This is a genomic window from Streptomyces sp. NPDC054834, assembly GCF_053611185.1.
This window is the reverse complement of record NZ_JBSGZV010000001.1, coordinates 301,516-323,837: the sequence shown is the minus strand read 5'-3', so window position 1 is coordinate 323,837 and position 22,322 is coordinate 301,516. Positions and strand designations below refer to the sequence as shown.

Genomic DNA, 22,322 nt, shown 5'->3' with positions numbered 1-22,322 from the left:
CGTGTCCGTCGGATGAGACGAGATCGCCGAGCCGTGGACTTGTGAGGTTGTACGACGATACGGGCGGGGCTGTGGAAAACTCGTGGTGACTGTGCGTGAGCGGATGCATCCTGGACCCATGACGGATCACACGGGGCTTGAGGCGGAGCTGCGCGGGGCCGTCCGGGGCGAGGTCGGCTTCGACGTCACCTCCCGGGCACTCGTGACCATGGACGCGTCCAACTACCGGCGTGTCCCCCTGGGCGTGGTGGCCCCGCGGGACGCCGAGGACGTGGCCGCCGTGCTGGAGGTGTGCCGGGCACGCGGGGTGCCGGTGGTGGCGCGGGGCGGGGGCACGTCGATCGCGGGTCAGGCGACGGGCACGGGCGTGGTGCTGGACTTCACCCGGCACATGAACCGCCTGCTGGAGCTCGACCCCGGTTCCCGTACGGCGGTCGTCCAGCCGGGGCTCGTTCTGGACCGGCTCCAGGAGGCGGCGGCCCCGCACGGGCTGCGGTTCGGCCCGGATCCGTCCACGCACAGCCGGTGCACGCTCGGCGGGATGATCGGCAACAACTCGTGCGGCTCGCACTCGGTGGCCTGGGGGACGACGGCGGACAGCGTCCATGAGCTGGCGGTGCTCACCGCGCGCGGGCAGCGGTTGCGGCTCGGCAAGGACTGGTCCGGGGCGCCGGACGGGCTGCGCGCGCTGGTGGAGGGCGAGCTGGCCCGGCTGCGCACCGGCTTCCCGGAGCTGCCCCGCCGGATCTCCGGGTACGCGCTGGACGCCCTGCTCCCCGAGAAGGGCGCCGACGTCGCCCGCTCCTTCTGCGGCTCGGAGGGGACGCTGGGCGTGCTGACGGAGGCGGTCGTACGGCTGGTCGAGGCGCCGCGCGCGCGTGCCCTGGCCGTGCTGGGTTACGCCGACGAGGGCGCGGCCGCCGATGCCGCCGCCGGGCTGCTGCCGCACCACCCGCTCACGGTGGAGGGCATGGCGGCCGACCTGGTGCCGTCCCCGGCCGGGCTGCCCCGGGGGGCCGCCTGGCTGTTCGTGGAGACCGGCGGGGACACGGCGGCTCAGGCACGCGCGCGTGCCGAGGCGATCGTGCGGGCGGCCGATGTCGTGGGCGCGTCCGTGGTCACCGATCCGGGTGAGCAGCGCGCCCTGTGGCGCATCCGCGAGGACGCCAGCGGCACGGCGACCCGGATGCCGGACGGCTCGGAGGCCTGGCCCGGCTGGGAGGACTGCGCGGTACCGCCCGCCCGGCTCGGCGCCTACCTGCGCGACTTCCGGGCACTGCTGTCCGCGCACGGCCTGCGCGGCACTCCGTACGGCCACTTCGGGGACGGCTGCATCCACGTCCGCATCGACTTCGACCTGCTCACCGAGGCGGGCGTCGGCCGCTTCCGTCGCTTCTCCGAGGAACTCGCCGACCTGGTCGTGACCCACGGCGGCTCGCTCTCCGGCGAGCACGGCGACGGGCAGGCCCGCGCCGAGCTGCTGCCCCGGATGTACGGCGACGAGCTGGTGGCCCTCTTCGGGCGCGCCAAGGCCCTGTGGGACCCCGACGACCTGCTCAACCCCGGCATGCTGGTCCGTCCGGCACCACTGGACGCCGACCTCCGCTTCGCCGTGCTGCCGCGCGAGCCGGTCGACGTGGCTTTCGGCTACCCGGCCGACGGCGGCGACTTCTCGGCCGCGGTGCGCCGGTGCGTCGGGGTGGCCAAGTGCCGCACGACGGTGGCGACGGGGCCCGCCGTCATGTGCCCCTCGTTCCGCGCGACCGGCGAGGAGGAGCACTCCACACGCGGGCGGGCCCGGCTGCTGCACGAGATGCTCGCGGGTGAGCTGGTCACCGACGGCTGGCGCTCCACCGAGGTCCGGGACGCGCTGGACCTGTGCCTCGCCTGCAAGGGCTGCCGGTCCGACTGCCCGGTCGAGGTCGACATGGCCACGTACAAGGCGGAGTTCCTGCACCACCATTACCGGGGCAGGCGCCGCCCCGCCGCGCACTACGCGATGGGCCGGCTGCCGCTGTGGCTGCGCTGGATCGACCGCACCCGCACCGCGCCGCTGCTCAACGCCCTGGCGGGGGTACGGCCGCTCGCCCGCGTGGCCCGGCGGCTGGGCGGGATCGCGGCCGAGCGGGAGATTCCGCGGGTGGCGGGCCAGACGTTCAGCCGGTGGTGGCGACGGCGGGACCGGATCCCTGGCGTCGGCTCCGGCAGCGGGCGTCCCGTCGTCCTCTGGCCGGACACCTTCACCGAGCACCTCTCGCCCGAGGTCGGCCGGGCGGCCGTACGGGTGCTCGAGGCGGCCGGGCTGCGAGTGGAGCCCCCCCGGGGCGGCGTCTGCTGCGGGCTGACGTACGTCTCCACGGGCCAGCTCGACCACGCCCGCAAGGTCATGCGCCGCACCCTCGACCTGATGGACCCGGTCCTCGATGCGGCGACGCCGGTCGTCGTCCTGGAGCCGAGCTGCGCGGCCACCCTCCGCGGCGACCTGCCCGAGCTGCTGCACGACGACCCGCGCGCGGGCCGGCTGGTGTCGGCGGTGGTCACCTTCGCGGAGGCGCTCCAGCGGTACGCCCCCGACTGGACCCCGCCGCCCGTGAACCGCCCCGCCGTCGGCCAGACCCACTGCCACCAGCACGCGGTACTCGGCGACACCCCCGACAGCCGGCTGCGCGCGGCGGCGGGCCTGACCGGCGAGCTGAGCGGCGGCTGCTGCGGACTCGCGGGCAACTTCGGCTTCGAGAGAGGCCATTTCGAGGTGTCGCGGGCCTGTGCGGAGGAGCAGCTGCTGCCCTCGGTCCGGGAGGCGCCGCAGGGGGCGGTGGTCCTGGCGGACGGGTTCTCCTGCCGTACGCAGCTGGAGCAGTTGGGCGGAGTGCGGGGGCGGCACATGGCGGAGGTGCTGGCGAACGCCCTGCCCAAAGTGGGCGCCGCCCGCCCCGTCGCGGAGCACTGAGGCACCTTTCTCAGGTTCCTCAAAGCAACCGCGGGCTTCCCCAAGCGAATCCCAGGTTCACAAAGAAACTCTCAGCTTCTCCCAGGGAGTTCACAGGACTCCTTTGCCATTTTTGCCGTTCCGGTGCATGAGAAGTGTGTAACTTTCTCGGTGTCGGGTTCCGGAAACGGAATTCAGCACCTCACGTACAGCGCGAAACGAAGGAGTCGGAAATGAGCCTCAAGAAGCTTGCCCCGCTGCCCCCGAAGCCGAAGTCGAAGCAGCTGCCGCCCCCGCCCCACCCGAAGCCCAAGAAGAAGCACGCGCCGGCTCCCAAGCCGCTGCCCGGCCAGGACCGCTGAACCGGCTGACCGGCTGGTCGGGCTGATGGAGCGATAAAGAAAAAGGGGTCGATGGTGCACCGTCGGCCCCTTTTCTTGATTCCGGGAATTCTGGAGACGAAAAGCGGAGAGGGAACGGTAAATGAACCTGGACGAGGATGACGGTGAGGAGTACGAATACGAGGACACGCCCACCATTCCCGCCCGTATCGCATTCCGCCGCTTTTGGCCGCTGACCAGAGGCCTGCGCCGTTGGCTCCTGGTTGTCTGGATCTGCACCGTGCTCGCCGCGCTGGCCGAGACCGAGGCCATCCTGCTGTTCAGCGACCTCACCGACAACGCCCTGGAGAAGGGGTCGCTGGGCGCGTTCTGGTCCCCGGCGGTCAAGTGGCTGGGCATCGCAGCGGTCGGCGCGGCCGTCGCGTACGCGGGCAACTCCCTCGCCGCCTGGGCGACCGAGCGCTTCGTCATGCGACTGCGCGAGCACGTCTTCGACCACGTACAGCAACTGCCCCCGCACTTCTTCCAGCAGCACCGCCAGGGCGACCTGCTCTCCCGTCTGACCAGTGACGTCGAGGCGATCGAGACGATGGTCGTGTCGGGCCTCGTGGGCGCCGCCTCCGCCGCCTTCTCCGCCCTGTTCTACGCGGCCGCCGCGTTCTGGCTGCGCTGGGACCTGGCCGCCGCCACCTTCGTCCTCGCCCCCCTCTTCTGGCTGGCGGCCCGCCGCTTCTCCGGCTCCATCAAGGACGTCTCCCGCGAGGGCCGGGTCGCCGACGGCGCGATCACCTCGGTGGTCGAGGAGTCCCTCGGCAACATCGTGCTCACCCAGGCCTACGACCGCCGGGACGCGGAGCGCCGCCGCCTGAGCGAGGAGGCGAACGCCTGGTTCCGCGCCTCGGTCCGCTCGACCCGGCTGAACGAGGCGTACGAGCAACTGGTGCAGGTCATCGAGACGGTCTGCGTCCTCGCCGTGATCGGCATCGGCGCCTGGGAGATCTCCACCGGCCGCATGACCCTCGGCCAGCTCCTCGCCTTCTCCGCGTTCCTCGGCTACCTCTACCCGCCGGTACGCGGCCTGGCCCAGCTCGGCCTCACCGTGACGGCGGCCACGGCGGGCGCCGAGCGGCTCATCGAGATCCTGGACGTGCGGCCGGCGGTCACCGACCCCAGGCGCGGCGGCCCGGAGACCGGCCGCCCCGACGGCACGGTGGAGGTGCGGAACGTGTACTTCGGCTATCCCGGCACGGAGAAGCCCGCCCTGAAGGACCTCTCCTTCACGGTCAGCCCCGGCGAGCTGGTGATCATCACCGGCCCGAGCGGCGCCGGCAAGTCCACGGTCTCCAAGCTCCTCCTCCGCTTCTACGACCCGGACGCGGGCGACCTGCTCCTCGACGGCGTGCCGCTGCGGGACTTCCCCCTGGCCCGCCTGCGCGAGTACGTCACCCTGCTCCCCCAGGAGACCCTGGTCCTGCACGACACCGTCCGCGCGAACATCGCCTGCGGCCGGTCCGGCGCCAGCGACCAGGCGATCGAGGAGGCGGCGAAGGCGGCCGACGCCCACGACTTCATCGTCCGGCTCCCCGACGGCTACGACACCAAGGTCGACCCGAACTCGGCCCGGCTCTCCGGCGGCCAGCTCCAGCGCCTGGCGATCGCCCGCGCCATCCTGCGCGACGCGCCGGTCCTGGTGCTGGACGAGCCCACGACCGGCCTGGACGCGATGGCGGCCCGCCGTGTCGTCAAGCCCCTGCGCCGCCTGATGAGCGGCCGTACGACGATCATGATCACCCATGACCTCAACCTCGCCCCCGACGCCGACCGCATCCTGGTCGTGGACCGGGGCCGCATCGTGGAAACCGGCCGGCACGAGGAACTGCTCGCGCGGGGCGGGGCGTACGCGCGACTGCACCGCTCGCAGAACAACGCGGTGATGGACACGGGGGAGCTGCGCCTGCCGCTGTCCTTCGAGACCGGTCAGGGGACGTACGTACAGGACGCGCACGCCCACGGGAACGGTTACGACGCGTACGGCGCCGCGGCGGGGACCTGGCCCGAGCCCGCGAACGGGCATGCGAACGGGCACGGGCACGGGTACGGGTACGGGTACGGGTACGAGCAGGGGTACGGGCACGGAGATGTGTACGGCAACTCGTACGGGGTCGACCCCTACGCCGCCGTCCCCACCGTCCTCCCTGACGGCCGCCCCCTGTTCCGCGACGAGACAGTCTATTACCCTGGACCTGAAAGTACATCGTGATGAACGATCACCCCTAGCCAGCCAGGACCGCCCGTGAGCACCTCCCGCGCCGCCACTCCCTCGTCCCCGCCCGTCGTCTCCGGGCACGGTGGCGGCAGCCCACGCCGGCCCAGTTCGCTCGGGCCGGTGGGGCTGGTGCTGGCCGGGGGCGTCTCCGTGCAGTTCGGCGCCGCCGTCGCCGTGACCCTGATGCCCCGGGCCGGCGCGCTCGGTGTGGTGACGCTGCGGCTGCTCGCGGCGGCGCTGGTCCTGCTCCTGGTCTGCCGCCCCCGGTTGCGGGGCCACTCGCGCACCGACTGGGGCACGGTGGTCGTCTTCGGCATCACGATGGGCGCGATGAACGGCCTCTTCTACGAGGCGGTGGCCCGCATCCCGCTGGGAGCCGCCGTCACCCTCGAGGTCCTCGGCCCCCTCACCCTCTCCGTCCTGGCATCCCGCCGCGCCGTCAACGCGGTCTGGGCGGGCCTGGCCCTCCTCGGCGTCTTCCTCCTGGGCGGCGGAGGCTTCGGCGACCTCGACCTGGTGGGCGTCGCCTTCGCGCTGGGCGCGGGGGCGATGTGGGCGGCCTACATCGTCTTCAGCGCGCGTACGGGCCGCCGCTTCCCCCAGGCGGACGGGCTGGCGCTGGCCATGGGGGTGGCGGCGCTGCTGTTCCTGCCGCTGGGCGTCGTCGAGTCGGGCGGCAAGCTCCTCGACCCGGTGACGGTCGGCCTGGGATCAGCGGTCGCGGTCCTCTCCTCCGTCCTCCCCTACACCCTCGAACTCCTCGCCCTGCGCCGCCTCCCCGCCTCCACCTTCGCCGTCCTCATGAGCCTGGAACCGGCCATCGCCGCGACAGCCGGGTTCCTGATCCTCGACCAGACCCTCGCGCCTCTCCAGGCCCTCGCCATCGCCCTGGTCGTCACGGCGAGCATGGGCGCGGTACGGACGCAGGTGGGGCGGCGCGAGGTCGTGGCGCCGGACGCCTGAACGGCCGCAGGTGCCGGGCGGGCTCTCGCCGGGTCCGTCACACTCCTGATTGGGACAGAGCTGGACGGAAAGGCGATAAGGCAGCCACCGCGCAGACCTTCCGGCAGGAGGCCCCATGACGTCCGAGCGGGACACCACACACAAGCCTCTGAAGATCACTGCCCGCGGCAGGGCCGTCCTCAGCGACCCGCGGCTCAACCGGGGCACCGCGTTCACCGAGGAGGAACGCCGGGCCCTGGACCTGGTCGGCCTGGTGCCGCCGCGCGTGCTCACCCAGGACGAGCAGGCCGACCGCGCCTACGCCCAGTTCCGCGAGCAGCCGGGTGACCTCGCCCGGAGCGTCAACCTGACCGCCCTGCACGACCGCAACGAGGTGCTGTTCTACCGGCTCGTCAGCGATCACCTCGAGGAGATGCTGCCCATCATCTACACCCCGACCGTGGGCACGGCCATCAAGCGCTACAGCTACGAGTACCGGCGCCCGCGAGGGGTGTACCTGTCCGTCGACGCCCCCGACGACATCGAGCGTTCTCTCCGGGCCGTGGGCCTCGGCCCCGACGACGTCGACCTGATCGTCGCCACCGACGGCGAGGCCATCCTCGGCATCGGCGACTGGGGCGTCGGCGGCATCGACATCGCCGTCGGCAAGCTCGCCGTCTACACGGCCGCCGCCGGTGTCGACCCGCGCCGTACCCTCCCCGTCATGCTCGACGTCGGCACCAACCGCCAGGAACTCCTCGACAACCCCCTCTACCCCGGCAACCGGCACCCCCGCGTCGACCGCGACACCTACGACGCCTTCATCGACGCCTACGTCACCACCGCCACCAAGCTCTTCCCCCGCGCCCTGCTGCACTGGGAGGACTTCGGCCCCGCCAACGCCCGCCGCATCCTCAACCACTACCGCGACCACGTCTTCACCTTCAACGACGACATCCAGGGCACCGGCGCCGTCAACCTCGCCGCCGTCCTCTCCGGCGCCAAGGCCAGCGGCACGCCCCTGCGCGAGCACCGCATCGTCGTCTTCGGCGCGGGCAGCGCAGGCATCGGCATCGCCGACCAGCTCCACGACGCCCTGGTCTCGGAGGGCCTGTCGGCCGAAGAGGCCACCGCCCGCTTCTGGTGCGTCGACCGCTACGGCCTGCTCACCGACGACCAGGGCGACAAGCTCCGCGACTTCCAGGTGCCCTTCGCCCGCCCCGCCGACGAGGTCTCCGACTGGCGGCGCGACGACGACCTGCCCGGCATCCCACTGGACGAGGTCGTCCGCCGGGTCCGCCCCACCATCCTCGTCGGCACCTCCGGCCAGGGCGGCGCCTTCACCGAGACCGTCGTCCGAGAGATGGCCCAGCACACGGACCGCCCGATCATCCTCCCGCTCTCCAACCCGACCGACCTGTCCGAGGCCAAGCCCGCCGACCTCCTCGCCTGGACCGACGGCAGGGCCCTCGTCGCCACGGGCAGCCCCTTCGACCCGGTGGAACACGGCGGCACGACGTATCACATCGGGCAGGCCAACAACGCCCTCGTCTTCCCCGGCCTCGGTCTCGGCGCGATCGTCGCCCAGGCCTCCCATGTCACCGACCGCATGCTGCGGGCGGCGGCGGACGCGGTCGCGCGGCAGACGGACGTGACCGACCCGGGCGCGCCCGTACTCCCTCCCGTCCACGACCTGCGCGCCACCTCCACGGCGGTCGCTGCCGCGGTGGCCACGGCCGCGGCGGAGGACGACGTCGCCCGGGCCGATCTGACGGACGTGGACGGTGCCGTGCGAGCGGTGATGTGGGCGCCGGTCTATCCGCCGATCGAAGCGGTGTGACGGACCGCGGCGGCGAAACGCGGCGGGTCGGCCGGGAATGAATTCATGCAAGCACGCTTGATTGTTTCCGTCCCCACTGCCATGCTCCCCGCATGGCCGACCCGACGCCCGTGATCGATGACCTGTGTGCCGAGTGCGATGAACTCGACCGGCTGGTAGCAGAGTTGAAGCCCGAGCAGTGGGCCCTCGCCACCCCCGCGCCCCGCTGGACCGTCGCCCACCAGATCGCTCACCTCGCCTGGACCGACCACTCCTCCCTGCTCGCCGTGACCGATCAGGACGCCTTCGCCCGCGAGGTCGAGAAGGCGCTGGCCGAGCCCGGGGACTTCGTGGACAACGGGGCGGAGGACGGGGCCGCCAAGCCCCCCACACAGTTGCTGGCGGACTGGCGGGCCGGGCGCGAGGCCCTGGCGGAGGCGCTGCGCGCGGCGCCCGCGCGGGCGCGTTTCCCCTGGTACGGCCCCCCTATGTCCGTCGCCTCCATGGCCACCGCCCGTTTGATGGAGACCTGGGCGCACGGCCTGGACATCGCGGACGCGCTGGGCGTGCCGCGCACCCCCACCGACCGGCTCCGGCACATCGCCCGCCTAGGCGTCCGCACCCGCGACTTCGCCTTCGGTGTGCACGGACTGCCCGCGCCGTTCGACGATTTCCGTGTCGAACTGACCGCGCCGTCCGGCGAGTTGTGGACGTACGGGCCCGAGGAGGCCACCGACCGCGTCACCGGCCCAGCTCTCGACTTCTGCCTCCTGGTCACCCAGCGTGCGCACCGCACCGATCTGGCGGTCCGGGCCGTCGGCCCCGACGCCGACCGCTGGCTGGACATCGCCCAGGCCTTCGCGGGCCCGCCCGGCCCCGGCCGCACCCCGAAGGGCGGCACCGCGTGACCCTGCGCATAGGCAACGCCTCCGGCTTCTACGGCGACCGCTTCGACGCCATGCGCGAGATGCTCACCGGCGGCGAACTCGACGTACTCACCGGCGACTACCTCGCCGAGCTGACCATGCTCATCCTCGGCCGGGACCGCCTCAAGGACCCCGCCGCCGGTTACGCCCGCACATTCCTCCGCCAGCTCGAGGAGTGCCTCGGTCTCGCCCACGAGCGCGGCGTCCGGATCGTCGCCAACGCGGGCGGGCTCAATCCCGCCGGACTCGCCAATGCCGTACGGAAGTTGGCCGACCGCATGGGCATCCCCACCCGTGTCGCCCACGTCGAGGGCGACGACCTCAAGGGCCGATATCCGGACAGCCTCACCGCCCATGCCTACCTCGGCGGCTTCGGTATCGCCGCCTGCCTGCGGGAAGGCGCCGACGTCGTCGTCACCGGACGGGTCACCGACGCGGCTCTCGTCACCGGACCGGCCGCCGCCCACTTCGGCTGGCAGCCGGCCGACCACGACCGGCTCGCGGGCGCCGTCGTCGCCGGGCACGTCCTGGAGTGCGGGGCGCAGGCCACCGGCGGCAACTACGCCTTCTTCCACAGCGGTCAGGGAGACGTCCGCCGCCCCGGCTTCCCGCTCGCCGAGATCCACGAGGACGGCACCAGCGTCATCACCAAACACCCCGGCACCGGCGGTTTCGTCGACGTCGGCACGGTGACCGCCCAGCTGCTCTACGAGACGGGCGGTGCCCGGTACGCCGGGCCCGACGTCACGGCCCGGCTGGACACCGTACGGATCACCCAGGAGGGCCCGGACCGCGTCCGTATCGAGGGAGTGCGCGGCGAGGCCCCGCCCCCGACGCTCAAGGTCGGCCGCAACCGGCTCGGCGGCTTCCGAAACGAGGTCGCCTTCGTGCTCACGGGACTCGACATCGAGGCGAAGGCCGAGCTGGTGCGGGCGCAGATGACCGACGCGCTCACCAAGTCCCCGCCCGCAGGCATCCGATGGGAACTCGTCCGCACCGACCGCCCCGACGCCGACACCGAGGAGACGGCCGGCGCGCTGCTGCGGCTCGTCGTGCGGGACCCGGACCAGGAGGTGGTGGGGCGGGCGCTCAGCGGAGCGGCCGTCGAGCTGGCGCTCGCGAGTTACCCCGGCTTCCATGTGCTCGCGCCACCCGGAAAGGGCGCGCCCTATGGGGTCTTCGAGGATGCGTACGTCCCCCAGGCGGATGTCGGCCATGTGGCCGTCCTCCACGACGGGCGCCGTGTCCCCGTGCCCCCGGCCCGCGAAACCCGCGTACTCGACGACGTACCGCGACCGCCCCTGCCGGCCCCACCGCCACCCGGACCGGCCCGACGCGCCCCCCTGGGGCTGCTCGCCGGCGCCCGCAGCGGCGACAAGGGCGGCAACGCCAACGTCGGCGTCTGGGCGCGCACGGACGAGGCCTGGCGGTGGCTCGCGCACACGCTGACGGTCGAACGGTTCCGGGAGCTGATTCCCGAGAGCCGCACCCTGCCCGTCGCCCGGCACCCGCTTCCCAACCTCCGCGCGCTCAACTTCGTCGTCGAGGGTCTCCTCGGCGAAGGGGTCGCCGCCCAGCACCGTTTCGATCCGCAGGCCAAGGCGCTCGGCGAGTGGTTGCGCTCCCGGCACCTGGACATCCCGGAGGCCCTCCTGTGACGGTCGTCCCGTCCGCCCTGGACACCAAGAGCCCCGACTACACGGCGAACCGCGAGGCCATGCTCGCCAAGCTCGCCGACCTGGACGCCGAGCACGCCAAGGCCCTCGCGGGCGGTGGCGAGAAGTACGTCCAGCGGCACCGCGAGCGGGGCAAGCTGCTCGCCCGGGAGCGGATCGAGCTGCTCCTCGACCCGGACACGCCGTTCCTGGAGCTGTCGCCGCTGGCGGCCTGGGGGAGTGAGTACGCCGTCGGCGCCTCCCTCGTCACCGGCATCGGGGTCGTCGAGGGCGTGGAGTGCCTGATCACCGCCAACGACCCGACCGTGCGCGGCGGTGCCAGCAACCCGTGGAGCCTGAAGAAGGCCCTCCGGGCCAACGACATCGCGCTCGCCAACCGGCTGCCCTGCATCAGCCTGGTCGAGTCCGGGGGCGCCGACCTGCCCTCCCAGAAGGAGATCTTCATCCCCGGGGGTGCGATCTTCCGGGACCTGACCCGGCTGTCGGCCGCCGGGATCCCGACCGTCGCCGTCGTCTTCGGGAACTCCACCGCCGGCGGTGCCTACATCCCGGGCATGTCCGACCACGTGATCATGGTCAAGGAGCGGGCGAAGGTCTTCCTGGGCGGGCCGCCGCTGGTGAAGATGGCGACCGGGGAGGAGAGCGACGACGAGTCGCTGGGCGGCGCGGAGATGCACGCGCGCGTGTCGGGGCTCGCGGACTACTTCGCCGTCGACGAGCAGGACGCGCTGCGGCAGGCCCGGCGGGTGGTGGCCCGGCTCAACCACCGCAAGGCCCACCCCGACCCCGGCCCGGCCGAGCCGCCCAAGTACGACCCCGAGGAGCTGCTCGGTATCGTCCCCGGTGATCTCAAGACCCCCTTCGATCCGCGTGAGGTCATCGCCCGGCTCGTCGACGCCTCCGACTTCGACGAGTTCAAGCCGCTGTACGGGACCAGCCTCACGACCGGCTGGGCGGCCCTGCACGGCTATCCGGTGGGGATTCTGGCGAACGCGCAGGGGGTGCTGTTCAGCGAGGAGTCGCAGAAGGCGGCCCAGTTCATCCAGCTCGCCAACCAGCGCGACATCCCCCTCCTCTTCCTGCACAACACCACCGGCTACATGGTCGGCCGGGAGTACGAACAGGGCGGGATCATCAAGCACGGCTCGATGATGATCAATGCGGTCAGCAACTCCCGGGTGCCGCACCTGTCCGTCCTCATGGGCGCCTCTTACGGTGCCGGGCACTACGGCATGTGCGGGCGCGCCTACGACCCGCGTTTCCTGTTCGCCTGGCCCAGCGCCAAGTCGGCCGTGATGGGGCCGCAGCAGCTCGCGGGCGTGCTGTCGATCGTCGCCCGCCAGTCGGCCGTCGCGAAGGGACAGCCGTACGACGAGGACGCGGACGCGGCGCTGCGCGCGATGGTGGAGCAGCAGATCGAGTCCGAGTCGCTGCCGATGTTCCTGTCCGGGCGGCTGTACGACGACGGCGTCATCGACCCCCGCGACACCCGCACCGTCCTCGGCCTGTGCCTGTCCGCGATCCACACGGCCGCCTACGAGGGCGCGCGCGGTGGGTTCGGCGTCTTCCGGATGTGAGGGACCACCAGTGATCACTTCTGTGCTCGTCGCCAACCGGGGCGAGATCGCCTGCCGCGTGTTCCGCACCTGCCGTGAGTTGGGAATCCGGACGGTCGCCGTGCACTCGGACGCCGACGAGAACGCCCTCCACGCGCGCGTGGCCGACACAGCCGTACGACTGCCGGGCGCGGCGCCCGCCGAGACGTATCTGCGCGGCGATCTGATCGTGAAGGCCGCCGTGGCGGCCGGCGCCGACGCCGTGCACCCGGGGTACGGCTTCCTCTCCGAGAACGCCGACTTCGCGCGTGCCGTCCTGGACGCGGGCCTGGTGTGGATCGGGCCGCCGCCGCAGGCCATCGAGGCGATGGCGTCCAAGACGCGCGCCAAGGAGCTCATGGGCCTCGCACCCCTGGGCGAGGTCACCGAGGCCGACCTGCCGGTGCTGGTCAAGGCCGCGGCGGGCGGCGGCGGGCGCGGGATGCGGGTCGTGCGGCGGCTCGCCGACCTGGACGCCGAACTGGCCTCCGCGCGCGCGGAGGCGGCCAGCGCCTTCGGCGACGGTGAGGTCTTCGTCGAGCCGTACGTGGAGAACGGGCGGCACGTCGAGGTGCAGATCCTCGCCGACACCCACGGCACGGTGTGGACGCTCGGCACGCGTGACTGCTCCTTGCAGCGCCGCCATCAGAAGGTGATCGAGGAGGCCCCGGCGCCGGGTTTGAATTCCCGACTCACCGATGAGCTGTACGAGATGGCGGTGCGCGCCGCCCGCTCCGTCTCCTACACCGGCGCCGGGACCGTCGAGTTCCTGGTCGCCGACGGCAAGGCCCACTTCCTGGAGATGAACACCCGCCTCCAGGTCGAGCACCCCGTCACCGAGGCCGTGTTCGGCATCGACCTCGTCGCCCTCCAGATCCGCGTCGCCGAGGGCCACGCCCTGGAGGCCGGACCGCCCCCCGCGCGCGGCCACGCCATCGAGGCCCGCCTCTACGCCGAGGACCCCGCCCGCGACTGGGCCCCACAGACCGGCACCCTGCACCGCCTCGCCGTACCCGAGGGCGTCCGCCTCGACACCGGCTACACCGACGGCGACACGATCGGCGTCCACTACGACCCGATGCTCGCGAAGGTCGTCGCCCAGGCCCCCACGCGCGCGGAGGCGATCCGCGCCCTCGCCGGAGCCCTGGACCGGGCGGCGATCCACGGCCCGGTCACCAACCGCGACCTCCTCGCCCGCTCCCTGCGGCACGAGGAGTTCACCGCGGGCCGCATGGACACCGGCTTCTACGACCGCCACCTCACCGCCCTCACCCGCTTCGGGACGTGCGACCCGTACGCCCCCCTGGCCGCCGCCCTCGCCGACGCCCACGGCCGCTCCCGCTTCGGCGGCTGGCGCAACCTGCCCTCGCAGCCGCAGACCAAGCGCTATCTGATGGCGGGCGAGGAGCACGAGGTCCGCTACCGGCACACACGCCAGGGCCTGACGGCGGACGGGGTCCGGGTCGTGCACGCCGACGCGTGCCTCGTCGTGCTCGAAGTGGACGGCGTACGCAGGAAGTTCGAGGTGGCCCACTACGGCGGCGACCAGGTCCACGTCAACGCCACCGCGCTCACCGCCCTGCCCCGTTTCCCCGACCCCACCGCCCACCACGCCCCCGGCTCCCTCCTCGCCCCCATGCCCGGCACGGTCGTCCGCGTCGCCGAAGGACTGACCGAGGGGGCCGCCGTACAGGCCGGAGAACCGCTGATCTGGCTGGAGGCGATGAAGATGCAGCACCGCATCGCGGCTCCGGCCACGGGCACGCTCACGGCCCTGCACGCCGTGCCCGGTCAGCAGGTGGAGGTCGGCGCTCTGCTCGCCGTCGTACAGGTCGCACAGGTCGCACAGGTCGCACAGGTCGCACAGGTCGCACAGGAGGAGGTTCAGGACAGTTGACTACCACCCTGGAAACCGAGGAGCAGGGGGCCCTGCGGGCCGCCGTCGCCGCCCTCGGCAAGCGCTACGGCCGTGACTACATCACCCGCGTCGTCGCCGAGGGCGGCCACCCCGAGGAACTCTGGTCGGAGGCCGCCAAGCTCGGCTACCTCGGCGTGAACCTCCCCGAGGAGTTCGGCGGCGGAGGCGGCGGCATCAGCGAACTCTCCATCGTCCTCGAGGAACTGGGCGCCGCCGGCTGCCCCCTCCTCATGCTCGTCGTCTCCCCGGCCATCTGCGGCAACGTCATCGCCCGCTTCGGCACCGAGGAGCAGAAACGGACCTGGCTGCCCGGCATCGCCGACGGCACCCGGCTCATGGCCTTCGGCATCACCGAACCCGACGCCGGATCCAACTCGCACCGCATCACCACCACCGCCCGCCGCGACGGCGACGACTGGCTGCTCACCGGCCGCAAGGTCTTCATCTCCGGCGTCGACAGGGCCGACGCGGTCCTGATCGTCGGCCGCACAGAAGACGCCCGCACCGGACGCCTCAAGCCCTGCCTGTTCATCGTCCCGCGCGACGCCGAAGGCTTCACCCGCCGGCCCATCGACATGGAGCTGACCGCCGCCGAGAAGCAGTTCGAGCTGGTCCTGGACGACGTACGGCTGCCCGCCGAGGCACTCGTCGGCGACGAGGACGCCGGACTGCTCCAGCTTTTCGCCGGGCTCAACCCCGAACGGATCATGACGGCGGCGTTCGCGATCGGCATGGGCCGCTACGCGCTCGCCCGCGCCGTCGAGTACGCCCGCGACCGCACCGTCTGGAAAGCCCCCATCGGCGCCCACCAGGCCATCGCCCACCCCCTCGCCCAGGCGCACATCGACCTGGAACTGGCCCGCCTGATGATGCAGAAGGCCGCCCACCTCTACGACACCGGGGACGACGCCGGCGCCGGCGAGGCCGCCAACATGGCCAAGTACGCGGCAGGCGAGGCCTGCGTGAAGGCCGTCGACCAGTCCGTCCACACCCTCGGCGGGAACGGCCTCACCCGGGAATTCGGCCTCGCCTCCTTGATAACGGCCGCACGCGTGGCTCGTATCGCCCCGGTGAGCCGGGAGATGATTCTCAACTACGTCTCCCACCAGACCCTGGGCCTGCCCAAGTCGTACTGACTTGGCTCGGCGCGAGGAGGAACCATGTTCCGCAGCGAGTACGCAGACATCCCGGCCGTCGAACTCCCCATCCATGAAGCCGTCCTGGGCCGCGCCGCCGAATTCGGCGGCCTGCCCGCCCTGGTCGACGGCACCGACGGCACCACCCTCACCTACGAACAGATCGACCGGTTCCACCGGCGCCTCGCCGCCGCCCTCGCCGACGCCGGGGTGCGCAAGGGCGACATCCTTGCCCTGCACAGCCCCAACACCATCGCCTTCCCGACCGCCTTCTACGCCGCCACGCGCGCGGGTGCCGCCGTCACCACCGTGCACCCGCTCGCCACGGCCGAGGAGTTCGCCAAACAGCTGCGGGACTCCGCCGCCCGCTGGATCATCACCGTCTCACCGCTGCTGGAGACCGCCCGCCGGGCCGCCGAACTCGCCGGCGGCACAGAGGAGATATTCGTCTGCGACACCGCGAGCGGACACCGCTCGCTCATCGACATGCTCGCCACGACCGCGCCCGAACCGGCCGTCGACATCGACCCCGCCGAGGACATCGCCGCCCTGCCCTACTCCTCCGGCACCACCGGCATCCCCAAGGGCGTGATGCTCACCCACCGGCAGATCGCCACCAACCTCGCCCAGCTCGAACCCGCCGTCCCCGCCGGACCCGGCGACCGCATCCTCGCCGTACTGCCCTTCTTCCACATCTACGGCCTGACCGCCCTGATGAACGCGCCCCTGCGCCAGGGCGCCACCGTCGTCGTCCTGCCCCGCTTCGAACTGGAGAGTTTCCTCGCGGCCATTCAGACCCACCGCATCACCGGCCTGTACGTGGCCCCGCCGATCGTGCTCGCCCTCGCCAAGCACCCGGCCGTCGCCCGCTACGACCTGTCGTCGCTGAAGTACGTCATCAGCGCCGCCGCACCCCTGGACGCCAACCTTGCCGCCGCCTGCTCACAACGCCTGGGCCTGCCACCGGTCGGCCAGGCCTACGGCATGACGGAACTCTCCCCGGGCACCCACGTCGTCCCCCTGGACGCCATGCGGGACGCGCCCCCCGGCACCGTCGGCAGGCTCATCGCCGGCACCGAGATGCGCATCGTCTCCCTCGACGACCCCGGCAAGGACCTCGGCATCGGCGAACCCGGCGAGATCCTCATCCGCGGACCCCAGGTCATGAAGGGCTATCTCGGGCGGCCCGACGCCACCGCCGCGATGATCGACCGCGACGGCTGGCTGCACACCGGCGACGTCGGACACGCCGACACCGACGGCTGGCTGTTCGTCGTCGACCGCGTGAAGGAACTCGTCAAGTACAAGGGCTTCCAGGTCGCCCCGGCCGAACTCGAAGCCCTCCTCCTCACCCACCCCGGGATCGCGGACGCGGCCGTCGTCGGCGCCTACGACGACGAGGGCAACGAAATCCCGCACGCCTACGTCGTCCGCCAGCCCACCGCACCCGGCCTCACCGAGGGCGAGGTCACGATGTACGTCGCCGAACGCGTCGCCCCCTACAAACGCGTCCGCCGCGTCACCTTCATCGAAGGAGTCCCCCGGGCCGCCTCGGGCAAGATCCTCCGCCGGCAACTGCGGGAACTCCCGGAGCCCCGGGAACTCAGGGAACTCAGGGAACTCAGGGAGGAAGCATGACGTTGGTCGGACGCACGCGCGCGCGTGGCATCGAGACACTCAGCCTTGACTCGGCCGGCACCCGCAACGCGCTGTCCGCCGCACTCGTCGGCGAACTCGCCGACGCCCTCACCGACTGTGCCAAGGACACCGACGTACGGGCCGTCGTCCTCACCCACACCGGCACCACCTTCTGCGCGGGCGCCGACCTGCGCGACCCTCCCCCACTCTCGGCTTCGCTCGAGCGGGGGGACCCCCATCACCCCGACGCCCTGGTCGCCCTGCTCCGGCAGATCGTCGAACTGCCCAAGCCCGTCGTGGCCCGGATCACCGGGCACGTCCGCGCCGGCGGCCTCGGCCTGCTCGCCGCCTGCGACATCGCCGCCGCGTCGATCCGGTCCGACTTCGCCTTCACCGAGGTGCGCATCGGAGTCGCGCCCGCCGTCATCTCCCTCACCGTCCTGCCCCGCACGGACCCACGCGCCCTGGCCCGCCACTACCTCACCGGCGAACGCTTCGACGCGGCGGAAGCCGTACGGCTCGGCCTGCTGACCACGGCCGGCGACGACGTCGACGCCGTACTGGAGCCCATCCTGGACGGCCTGCGCCGCTCCTCACCGCAAGGCCTCGCCGAGACGAAACAACTGCTCACAGCTAGGGTGCTGGAAGCTTTCGACCGGGACGCGGCCGACCTCACCGCACTCTCGGCCCGGCTGTTCTCCTCCCCGCAGGCCCGCGAGGGGATGACGGCCTTCCTGGAACGACGGGATCCCTCATGGGCTCTGTGAGCACAGACGAACAACAAACCGAACGCACCGTCGAACGCGTCCCCAAACAGGACCGCAGCCGGGCCACCCGGCAGCGGCTCCTCCAGGCCGCCGTGGCCTGCCTCGCCGAACGCGGCTGGGCGGGCTCCACGGTCGCCGTCGTCGCCGAACGCGCCGGCGTCTCCCGAGGTGCTGCACAGCACCACTTCCGCACCCGCGAGGACCTCTTCACAGCCGCCGTCGAATACGTCGCCGAAGAACGCTCCACCGCCCTGCGCGCCCTCTTCCCCGAAGGCGCCACCGACCGCCGCGCCGTCGTCTCCGCCCTCGTCGACCTCTACACCGGCCCCCTCTTCCGCGCCGCCCTCCACCTCTGGGTCGCCGCCTCCGACGAGGACCAGCTCCGCCCCCGCGTCACAGAGCTCGAGGCCCACGTCGGCCGCGAGACCCACCGCATCGCCGTGGACCTCCTGGGCGCGGACGAATCCCGGCCGGGCGTCCGGGAGACCGTCCAGGGCCTCCTCGACATGGCCCGCGGCCTGGGCCTCGCCAACCTCCTCACCGACGACCGGGGGCGACGGGAGCGGGTGGTGGCGCAATGGGCGGAGATCCTGGACAGGGTCCTCAGGGACTGAGCCGCTCCACCCGCCAGCCCCCCTCCGGCTCGGCCACGTACCGCAAACGGTCGTGCAGGCGGTTCGCCCGGCCCTGCCAGAACTCCACCGACTGCGGGGCGACGCGGAAGCCGCCCCAGTTCGGCGGGACCGGGACCTGTTCGCCCTCGGGGTAGCGGTCGCTGAGCTCGGCGTAGGAGGCGTCCAGTTCGGTGCGGGAGTCGATCACCGAGGACTGGGCGCTGGCCCAGGCGCCGAGCTGGGAGCCGTGCGGGCGGGTACGGAAGTAGGCGGCCGTCTCGTCGCGGCCGGTACGGCGGGCGGTGCCGGTGACGATGACCTGGCGGGCGATCGGATGCCACGGGAAGAGCAGCGAGACATGCGGGTTCTCCGCGAGGTCGCGGGCCTTGCGGGAGTCGTAGTTGGTGAAGAAGACGAAGCCGTGGACGTCGTACTGCTTCATCAGGACCGTACGCGAACTGGGACGGCCGGCGGCGTCCGCGGTGGAGACGACCATGGCGTTCGGCTCGTGCAGCGTGCCCTGGAGGGTCGCCTGCGCCGCGTCCTCGAACCAGTGGGTGAACTGGTCCATGGGGTGCGGGGCCAGCTCGTGCTCGTCGAGACCCTCCGCCCGGTACTGCTTGCGCATCGCGGCGGGGTCGCGGAAAGTGTCACGGTCGGTCACGTCACGGTCGGTCACGCGGTCATCTTGCCGTATCCCCCTACCGTGTTGTGTGGCACTCAGTGCCGTACGGTCTCCCCATTGGTGGCACTCACCGATATCGTGCGAGTGGGACCGTGGAACCGTGACGGCTCATGCGCCGCAGAGCTCACGCCGACCTCACGCACACCTCACTAGGAGCCGCCTGATGTCCGACTTCGTACCCGGGCTCGAAGGAGTCGTCGCGTTCGAGACGGAGATCGCCGAACCGGACAAGGAGGGCGGCGCCCTGCGGTACCGGGGCGTCGACATCGAGGACCTGGTCGGCCACGTCTCGTTCGGGAACGTCTGGGGGCTGCTCGTCGACGGCGCCTTCAACCCCGGCCTGCCGCCCGCCGAGCCCTTCCCCATCCCCGTGCACTCCGGCGACATCCGCGTCGACGTGCAGTCCGCGCTCGCCATGCTCGCCCCCGTCTGGGGCCTCAAACCGCTCCTCGACATCGACGAGCAGCAGGCCCGCGACGACCTCGCCCGCGCCGCCGTGATGGCCCTGTCGTACGTCGCCCAGTCCGCGCGCGGTCAGGGGCTGCCCATGGTGCCGCAGCGGGAGATCGACAAGGCGCACTCCGTCGTCGAGCGGTTCATGATCCGCTGGCGCGGCGAGCCGGACCCCAAGCACGTCGCCGCCGTCGACGCCTACTGGACCTCCGCCGCCGAACACGGCATGAACGCCTCCACCTTCACCGCCCGCGTCATCGCCTCCACCGGCGCCGACGTGGCCGCCGCCCTCTCCGGCGCGGTGGGCGCCATGTCCGGGCCGCTGCACGGCGGCGCGCCCTCCCGCGTGCTGCACATGATCGAGGAGATCGAGCGGACCGGGGACGCCGAGGCCTACGTCCGGCACGCCCTGGACCGGGGCGAGCGGCTGATGGGCTTCGGGCACCGGGTGTACCGGGCCGAGGACCCACGCGCGCGTGTGCTGCGCCGCACCGCCCGCGAGCTGGGCGCGCCCCGCTTCGAGATCGCCGAAGCGCTGGAGAAGGCGGCCCTGGAGGAGCTGCACAACCGGCGTCCGGACCGTGTGCTGGCCACGAACGTGGAGTTCTGGGCGGCCATCATCCTGGACTTCGCCGAGGTCCCGGCGCACATGTTCACGTCGATGTTCACCTGTGCCCGTACGGCCGGCTGGTCGGCGCACATCCTCGAACAGAAGCGCACGGGACGGCTCGTACGCCCCTCCGCGCGCTATGTGGGCCCGGGCTCGCGCAGCCCCCAGGAGATCGAGGGCTACGCGGCCATCGCGCACTGAGGCCGGTCGGCCGGCTTCACGGCGGCGTCACGCGGGGCTGAGCAGCTCCGCGTGATGCCGTTCGGCTGCCAGCGGGTGGGCGCGCAGCTTGCCCTTCAGCTCGTTGTAGCCGTACTCGGCGAACAGCGGGTTGGCCGGGTCGTCGGTGACGCCGGGCGCGGTGGAGGCGTGCGGGAAGGGCAGCGGCTCCACGCGCGCGTCCAGACGCGGGTTGTAGAAGAACGGCACCGAGAAACGCTCGGTCGCGCCGGGCGGGCTGACCACGCGGTGGTTGGTGGCGATCAGGTAGCCGTTGGTGGCGACCTCCAGCAGCTCGCCCAGGTTGACCACGAAGGCGTCCTCCAGCGGGGGCACGTCGTGGAACAGCCCGTCCTCGCGCTGCACCTGCAACCCGCCGACCGTGTCCTGCAACAGCAGGGTCAGGAAGCCGTAGTCCTTGTGCGCGCCGACACCCTGGTCGGTGCCGTCGCCCGCGCTGCCCGGGTAGCGCACGAGCTTGAGGTGCGGGTGGGCGCGGTCGCCGAAGACCGGGTCGTAGAAGTCCGCGGGCGCGCCGATCGCGGTCAGCAGCTCGTGCAGCAGCCGCTGTGCGACACCGCTCAGCTTCTCGATCCAGGCCAGGGCGGCGGTACGCAGCCCGGGCAGGGCGGCGGGCCACTGGTTGGGTCCCTGAAGCCACCAGTACGCGGGCTCACCGGGCCCGGGGATCCGGGCCGGGCGCTCCGCCCCGATGTCGAGCTGGTCCCGCCAGTCCCGGGCGCCGGCGGTGCGCTCGTCGCCGGTACGGGTGTAGCCCCGGAAGTGTGGGGAGCGGACGTTGTCCAGGGCGAGCCGGTCCGCCTCCGGCAGCGCGAAGAAGGCCCGCATGGCGGTGGTCAGCGCGTCGGTCTCGGCCCTGGTCACCCCGTGCCCGGTGAGCTGGAAGAAGCCCACGTCGTGCGCGGCGCTGTGCAGCTGCGCGTGGAGCAGCGCCCGGGCCTGGGGGCCGCGGTCGGCGGCCGAGAGATCGATGATGGGGAGCTGCGCGTAGGACGACGGGTTCGCCGCCGTGCGCGTCACGGTGTGCGTCATGAGGTGTGTCCGCAGGGTGTACGGGGGCACGGGCGGCCGCCGGGGGTAGGGCGGAGCCCCGGTGCCGTGGGAAGGGTGAAGGGGGCTGTCTCAGGGTCCGGGTTCAGGCGGAACGCCGACAGCCCGTGCTCGTGACGCGCACGTAGTCCACGTGCCGGCGTCGGACGAGCATCGGAAGCATGCGGACAGGGTACTGCGTCCGCCCCCGGACACGACCGCCCCGGACACGACCGCCCCGAAAACGCAGGCGACCCGCGAGCTCAGGTCCCTCCGCCTTGCGACGGGGGAGCCGGCCGGACGTACCGGCGAGCTCGCGGGTCGGGTGACTGCGTTGGATTAGGCCGGCTGCGTGGATCTCGCCCACGCCGGTCCGGCACCGCACTGAGTGGGGTAACGGGCCACTAGCCCGCAGCCACCTCTTCCGTCCGGTATGCATACATTCGCCGAACCACCTCCTTTCCGAAGTGATAGCCACACTAAGAACTTCGCTGCCGCCGTTCAACGGGTTTTTCGAAATGTGGACGCACCCCGGATGAGGGACGAGTGAAGATCGACATCGAGGTGCACGCGCGGACGAGTGGACCGACCTCGGGCTGGGCACTCTCACAGTGAGCGTTCGATCTACAACGATTCCTTCAATCTTGTGGGAACCGAGTGTGCGTTGCGTCACGTTCGAGTTGAATGAAGGTGAGTGAGCGAACCGTAGTGCCGTAACCGCGGACACAGCCTGCAGGG

At 72.1% G+C, this 22,322-nt stretch carries 16 protein-coding genes; 14 read left to right on the top strand and 2 right to left on the bottom strand.

Features of this window, described 5'->3' with window-relative positions; translation table 11 throughout:
- The first annotated feature begins 118 nt into the window (after nt 1-118).
- From ACWGJM_RS01455 to ACWGJM_RS01395, 13 genes are all read left to right on the top strand, one after another.
- The gene (locus tag ACWGJM_RS01455) at nt 119-2,950 is read left to right on the top strand and encodes an FAD-binding and (Fe-S)-binding domain-containing protein (protein ID WP_453409617.1); all 2,832 of its coding nucleotides are present in this window, start codon (nt 119-121) and stop codon (nt 2,948-2,950) included.
- A 212-nt stretch (nt 2,951-3,162) separates the two neighbouring features.
- The gene (locus ACWGJM_RS01450) at nt 3,163-3,291 is read left to right on the top strand and encodes a hypothetical protein (protein WP_453409616.1); all 129 of its coding nucleotides are present in this window, start codon (nt 3,163-3,165) and stop codon (nt 3,289-3,291) included.
- Nucleotides 3,292-3,412: 121 nt separating this feature from the next.
- Entirely contained in the window at nt 3,413-5,530 is a 2,118-nt protein-coding gene (locus tag ACWGJM_RS01445; RefSeq protein ID WP_453409615.1) for an ABC transporter ATP-binding protein, read from the top strand.
- A gap of 33 nt (nt 5,531-5,563) precedes the next feature.
- Nucleotides 5,564-6,499, top strand: a complete 936-nt coding sequence (locus ACWGJM_RS01440; protein ID WP_453409614.1) for an EamA family transporter — start codon at nt 5,564-5,566, stop codon at nt 6,497-6,499.
- Between the two features lie 115 nt (nt 6,500-6,614).
- Nucleotides 6,615-8,318, top strand: a complete 1,704-nt coding sequence (locus ACWGJM_RS01435; protein ID WP_453409613.1) for an NAD-dependent malic enzyme — start codon at nt 6,615-6,617, stop codon at nt 8,316-8,318.
- Between the two features lie 92 nt (nt 8,319-8,410).
- Entirely contained in the window at nt 8,411-9,205 is a 795-nt protein-coding gene (locus ACWGJM_RS01430; RefSeq protein WP_453409612.1) for a TIGR03084 family metal-binding protein, read from the top strand.
- Nucleotides 9,202-10,881 carry an acyclic terpene utilization AtuA family protein gene (locus ACWGJM_RS01425; RefSeq protein WP_453409611.1) on the top strand — a complete coding sequence of 560 codons (1,680 nt, stop codon included), beginning with the start codon at nt 9,202-9,204 and terminating at the stop codon, nt 10,879-10,881. Before ACWGJM_RS01430 ends, ACWGJM_RS01425 begins: the two co-directional genes overlap by 4 nt.
- Nucleotides 10,878-12,476 (top strand): acyl-CoA carboxylase subunit beta, encoded by a 1,599-nt coding sequence (locus ACWGJM_RS01420; RefSeq protein ID WP_453409610.1) that lies wholly within the window; start codon nt 10,878-10,880, stop codon nt 12,474-12,476. Before ACWGJM_RS01425 ends, ACWGJM_RS01420 begins: the two co-directional genes overlap by 4 nt.
- A gap of 10 nt (nt 12,477-12,486) precedes the next feature.
- Nucleotides 12,487-14,391 (top strand): ATP-binding protein, encoded by a 1,905-nt coding sequence (locus ACWGJM_RS01415; RefSeq protein WP_453409609.1) that lies wholly within the window; start codon nt 12,487-12,489, stop codon nt 14,389-14,391.
- Nucleotides 14,388-15,548, top strand: a complete 1,161-nt coding sequence (locus tag ACWGJM_RS01410; RefSeq protein WP_453409608.1) for an acyl-CoA dehydrogenase family protein — start codon at nt 14,388-14,390, stop codon at nt 15,546-15,548. Before ACWGJM_RS01415 ends, ACWGJM_RS01410 begins: the two co-directional genes overlap by 4 nt.
- Before the next feature lie 24 nt (nt 15,549-15,572).
- Nucleotides 15,573-17,186, top strand: a complete 1,614-nt coding sequence (locus ACWGJM_RS01405) for a 4-coumarate--CoA ligase family protein (protein WP_453409607.1) — start codon at nt 15,573-15,575, stop codon at nt 17,184-17,186.
- The gene (locus tag ACWGJM_RS01400) at nt 17,183-17,953 is read left to right on the top strand and encodes an enoyl-CoA hydratase family protein (RefSeq protein WP_453409606.1); all 771 of its coding nucleotides are present in this window, start codon (nt 17,183-17,185) and stop codon (nt 17,951-17,953) included. The genes ACWGJM_RS01405 and ACWGJM_RS01400 overlap by 4 nt, the downstream gene beginning before the upstream one ends.
- Nucleotides 17,941-18,567 carry a TetR/AcrR family transcriptional regulator gene (locus ACWGJM_RS01395; protein ID WP_453409605.1) on the top strand — a complete coding sequence of 209 codons (627 nt, stop codon included), beginning with the start codon at nt 17,941-17,943 and terminating at the stop codon, nt 18,565-18,567. Before ACWGJM_RS01400 ends, ACWGJM_RS01395 begins: the two co-directional genes overlap by 13 nt.
- Here the strand turns inward: ACWGJM_RS01395 and pdxH are convergent.
- Nucleotides 18,557-19,246 carry a pyridoxamine 5'-phosphate oxidase gene (gene pdxH / locus ACWGJM_RS01390; RefSeq protein WP_453409604.1) on the bottom strand — a complete coding sequence of 230 codons (690 nt, stop codon included), beginning with the start codon at nt 19,244-19,246 and terminating at the stop codon, nt 18,557-18,559. The genes ACWGJM_RS01395 and pdxH overlap by 11 nt on opposite strands.
- 169 nt (nt 19,247-19,415) lie before the next feature.
- Between pdxH and ACWGJM_RS01385 the strand changes: the two genes are divergently transcribed.
- Entirely contained in the window at nt 19,416-20,516 is a 1,101-nt protein-coding gene (locus ACWGJM_RS01385; RefSeq protein WP_453409603.1) for a citrate synthase 2, read from the top strand.
- 27 nt (nt 20,517-20,543) lie between these two features.
- On the opposite strand, the gene ACWGJM_RS01380 is transcribed toward ACWGJM_RS01385, so the two are convergent.
- A complete protein-coding gene (locus tag ACWGJM_RS01380; RefSeq protein ID WP_453409602.1) occupies nt 20,544-21,587 on the bottom strand; it encodes an isopenicillin N synthase family dioxygenase in 1,044 nt (347 codons plus the stop codon).
- Nucleotides 21,588-22,322: the final 735 nt, after the last annotated feature.

Excerpts from the sequence above, each read along its gene's own strand:
- ACWGJM_RS01445 (WP_453409615.1), top strand. The coding sequence starts at position 3,413 with ATGAACCTGGACGAGGATGACGGTGAGGAGTACGAATACGAGGACACG.
- ACWGJM_RS01435 (WP_453409613.1), top strand. The coding sequence starts at position 6,615 with ATGACGTCCGAGCGGGACACCACACACAAGCCTCTGAAGATCACTGCC.
- ACWGJM_RS01455 (WP_453409617.1), top strand. The coding sequence starts at position 119 with ATGACGGATCACACGGGGCTTGAGGCGGAGCTGCGCGGGGCCGTCCGG.
- ACWGJM_RS01395 (WP_453409605.1), top strand. The coding sequence starts at position 17,941 with ATGGGCTCTGTGAGCACAGACGAACAACAAACCGAACGCACCGTCGAA.
- ACWGJM_RS01405 (WP_453409607.1), top strand. The coding sequence starts at position 15,573 with ATGTTCCGCAGCGAGTACGCAGACATCCCGGCCGTCGAACTCCCCATC.
- ACWGJM_RS01450 (WP_453409616.1), top strand. The coding sequence starts at position 3,163 with ATGAGCCTCAAGAAGCTTGCCCCGCTGCCCCCGAAGCCGAAGTCGAAG.
- ACWGJM_RS01385 (WP_453409603.1), top strand. The coding sequence starts at position 19,416 with ATGTCCGACTTCGTACCCGGGCTCGAAGGAGTCGTCGCGTTCGAGACG.
- ACWGJM_RS01430 (WP_453409612.1), top strand. The coding sequence starts at position 8,411 with ATGGCCGACCCGACGCCCGTGATCGATGACCTGTGTGCCGAGTGCGAT.
- ACWGJM_RS01400 (WP_453409606.1), top strand. The coding sequence starts at position 17,183 with ATGACGTTGGTCGGACGCACGCGCGCGCGTGGCATCGAGACACTCAGC.
- ACWGJM_RS01380 (WP_453409602.1), bottom strand. The coding sequence starts at position 21,587 with ATGACGCACACCGTGACGCGCACGGCGGCGAACCCGTCGTCCTACGCG.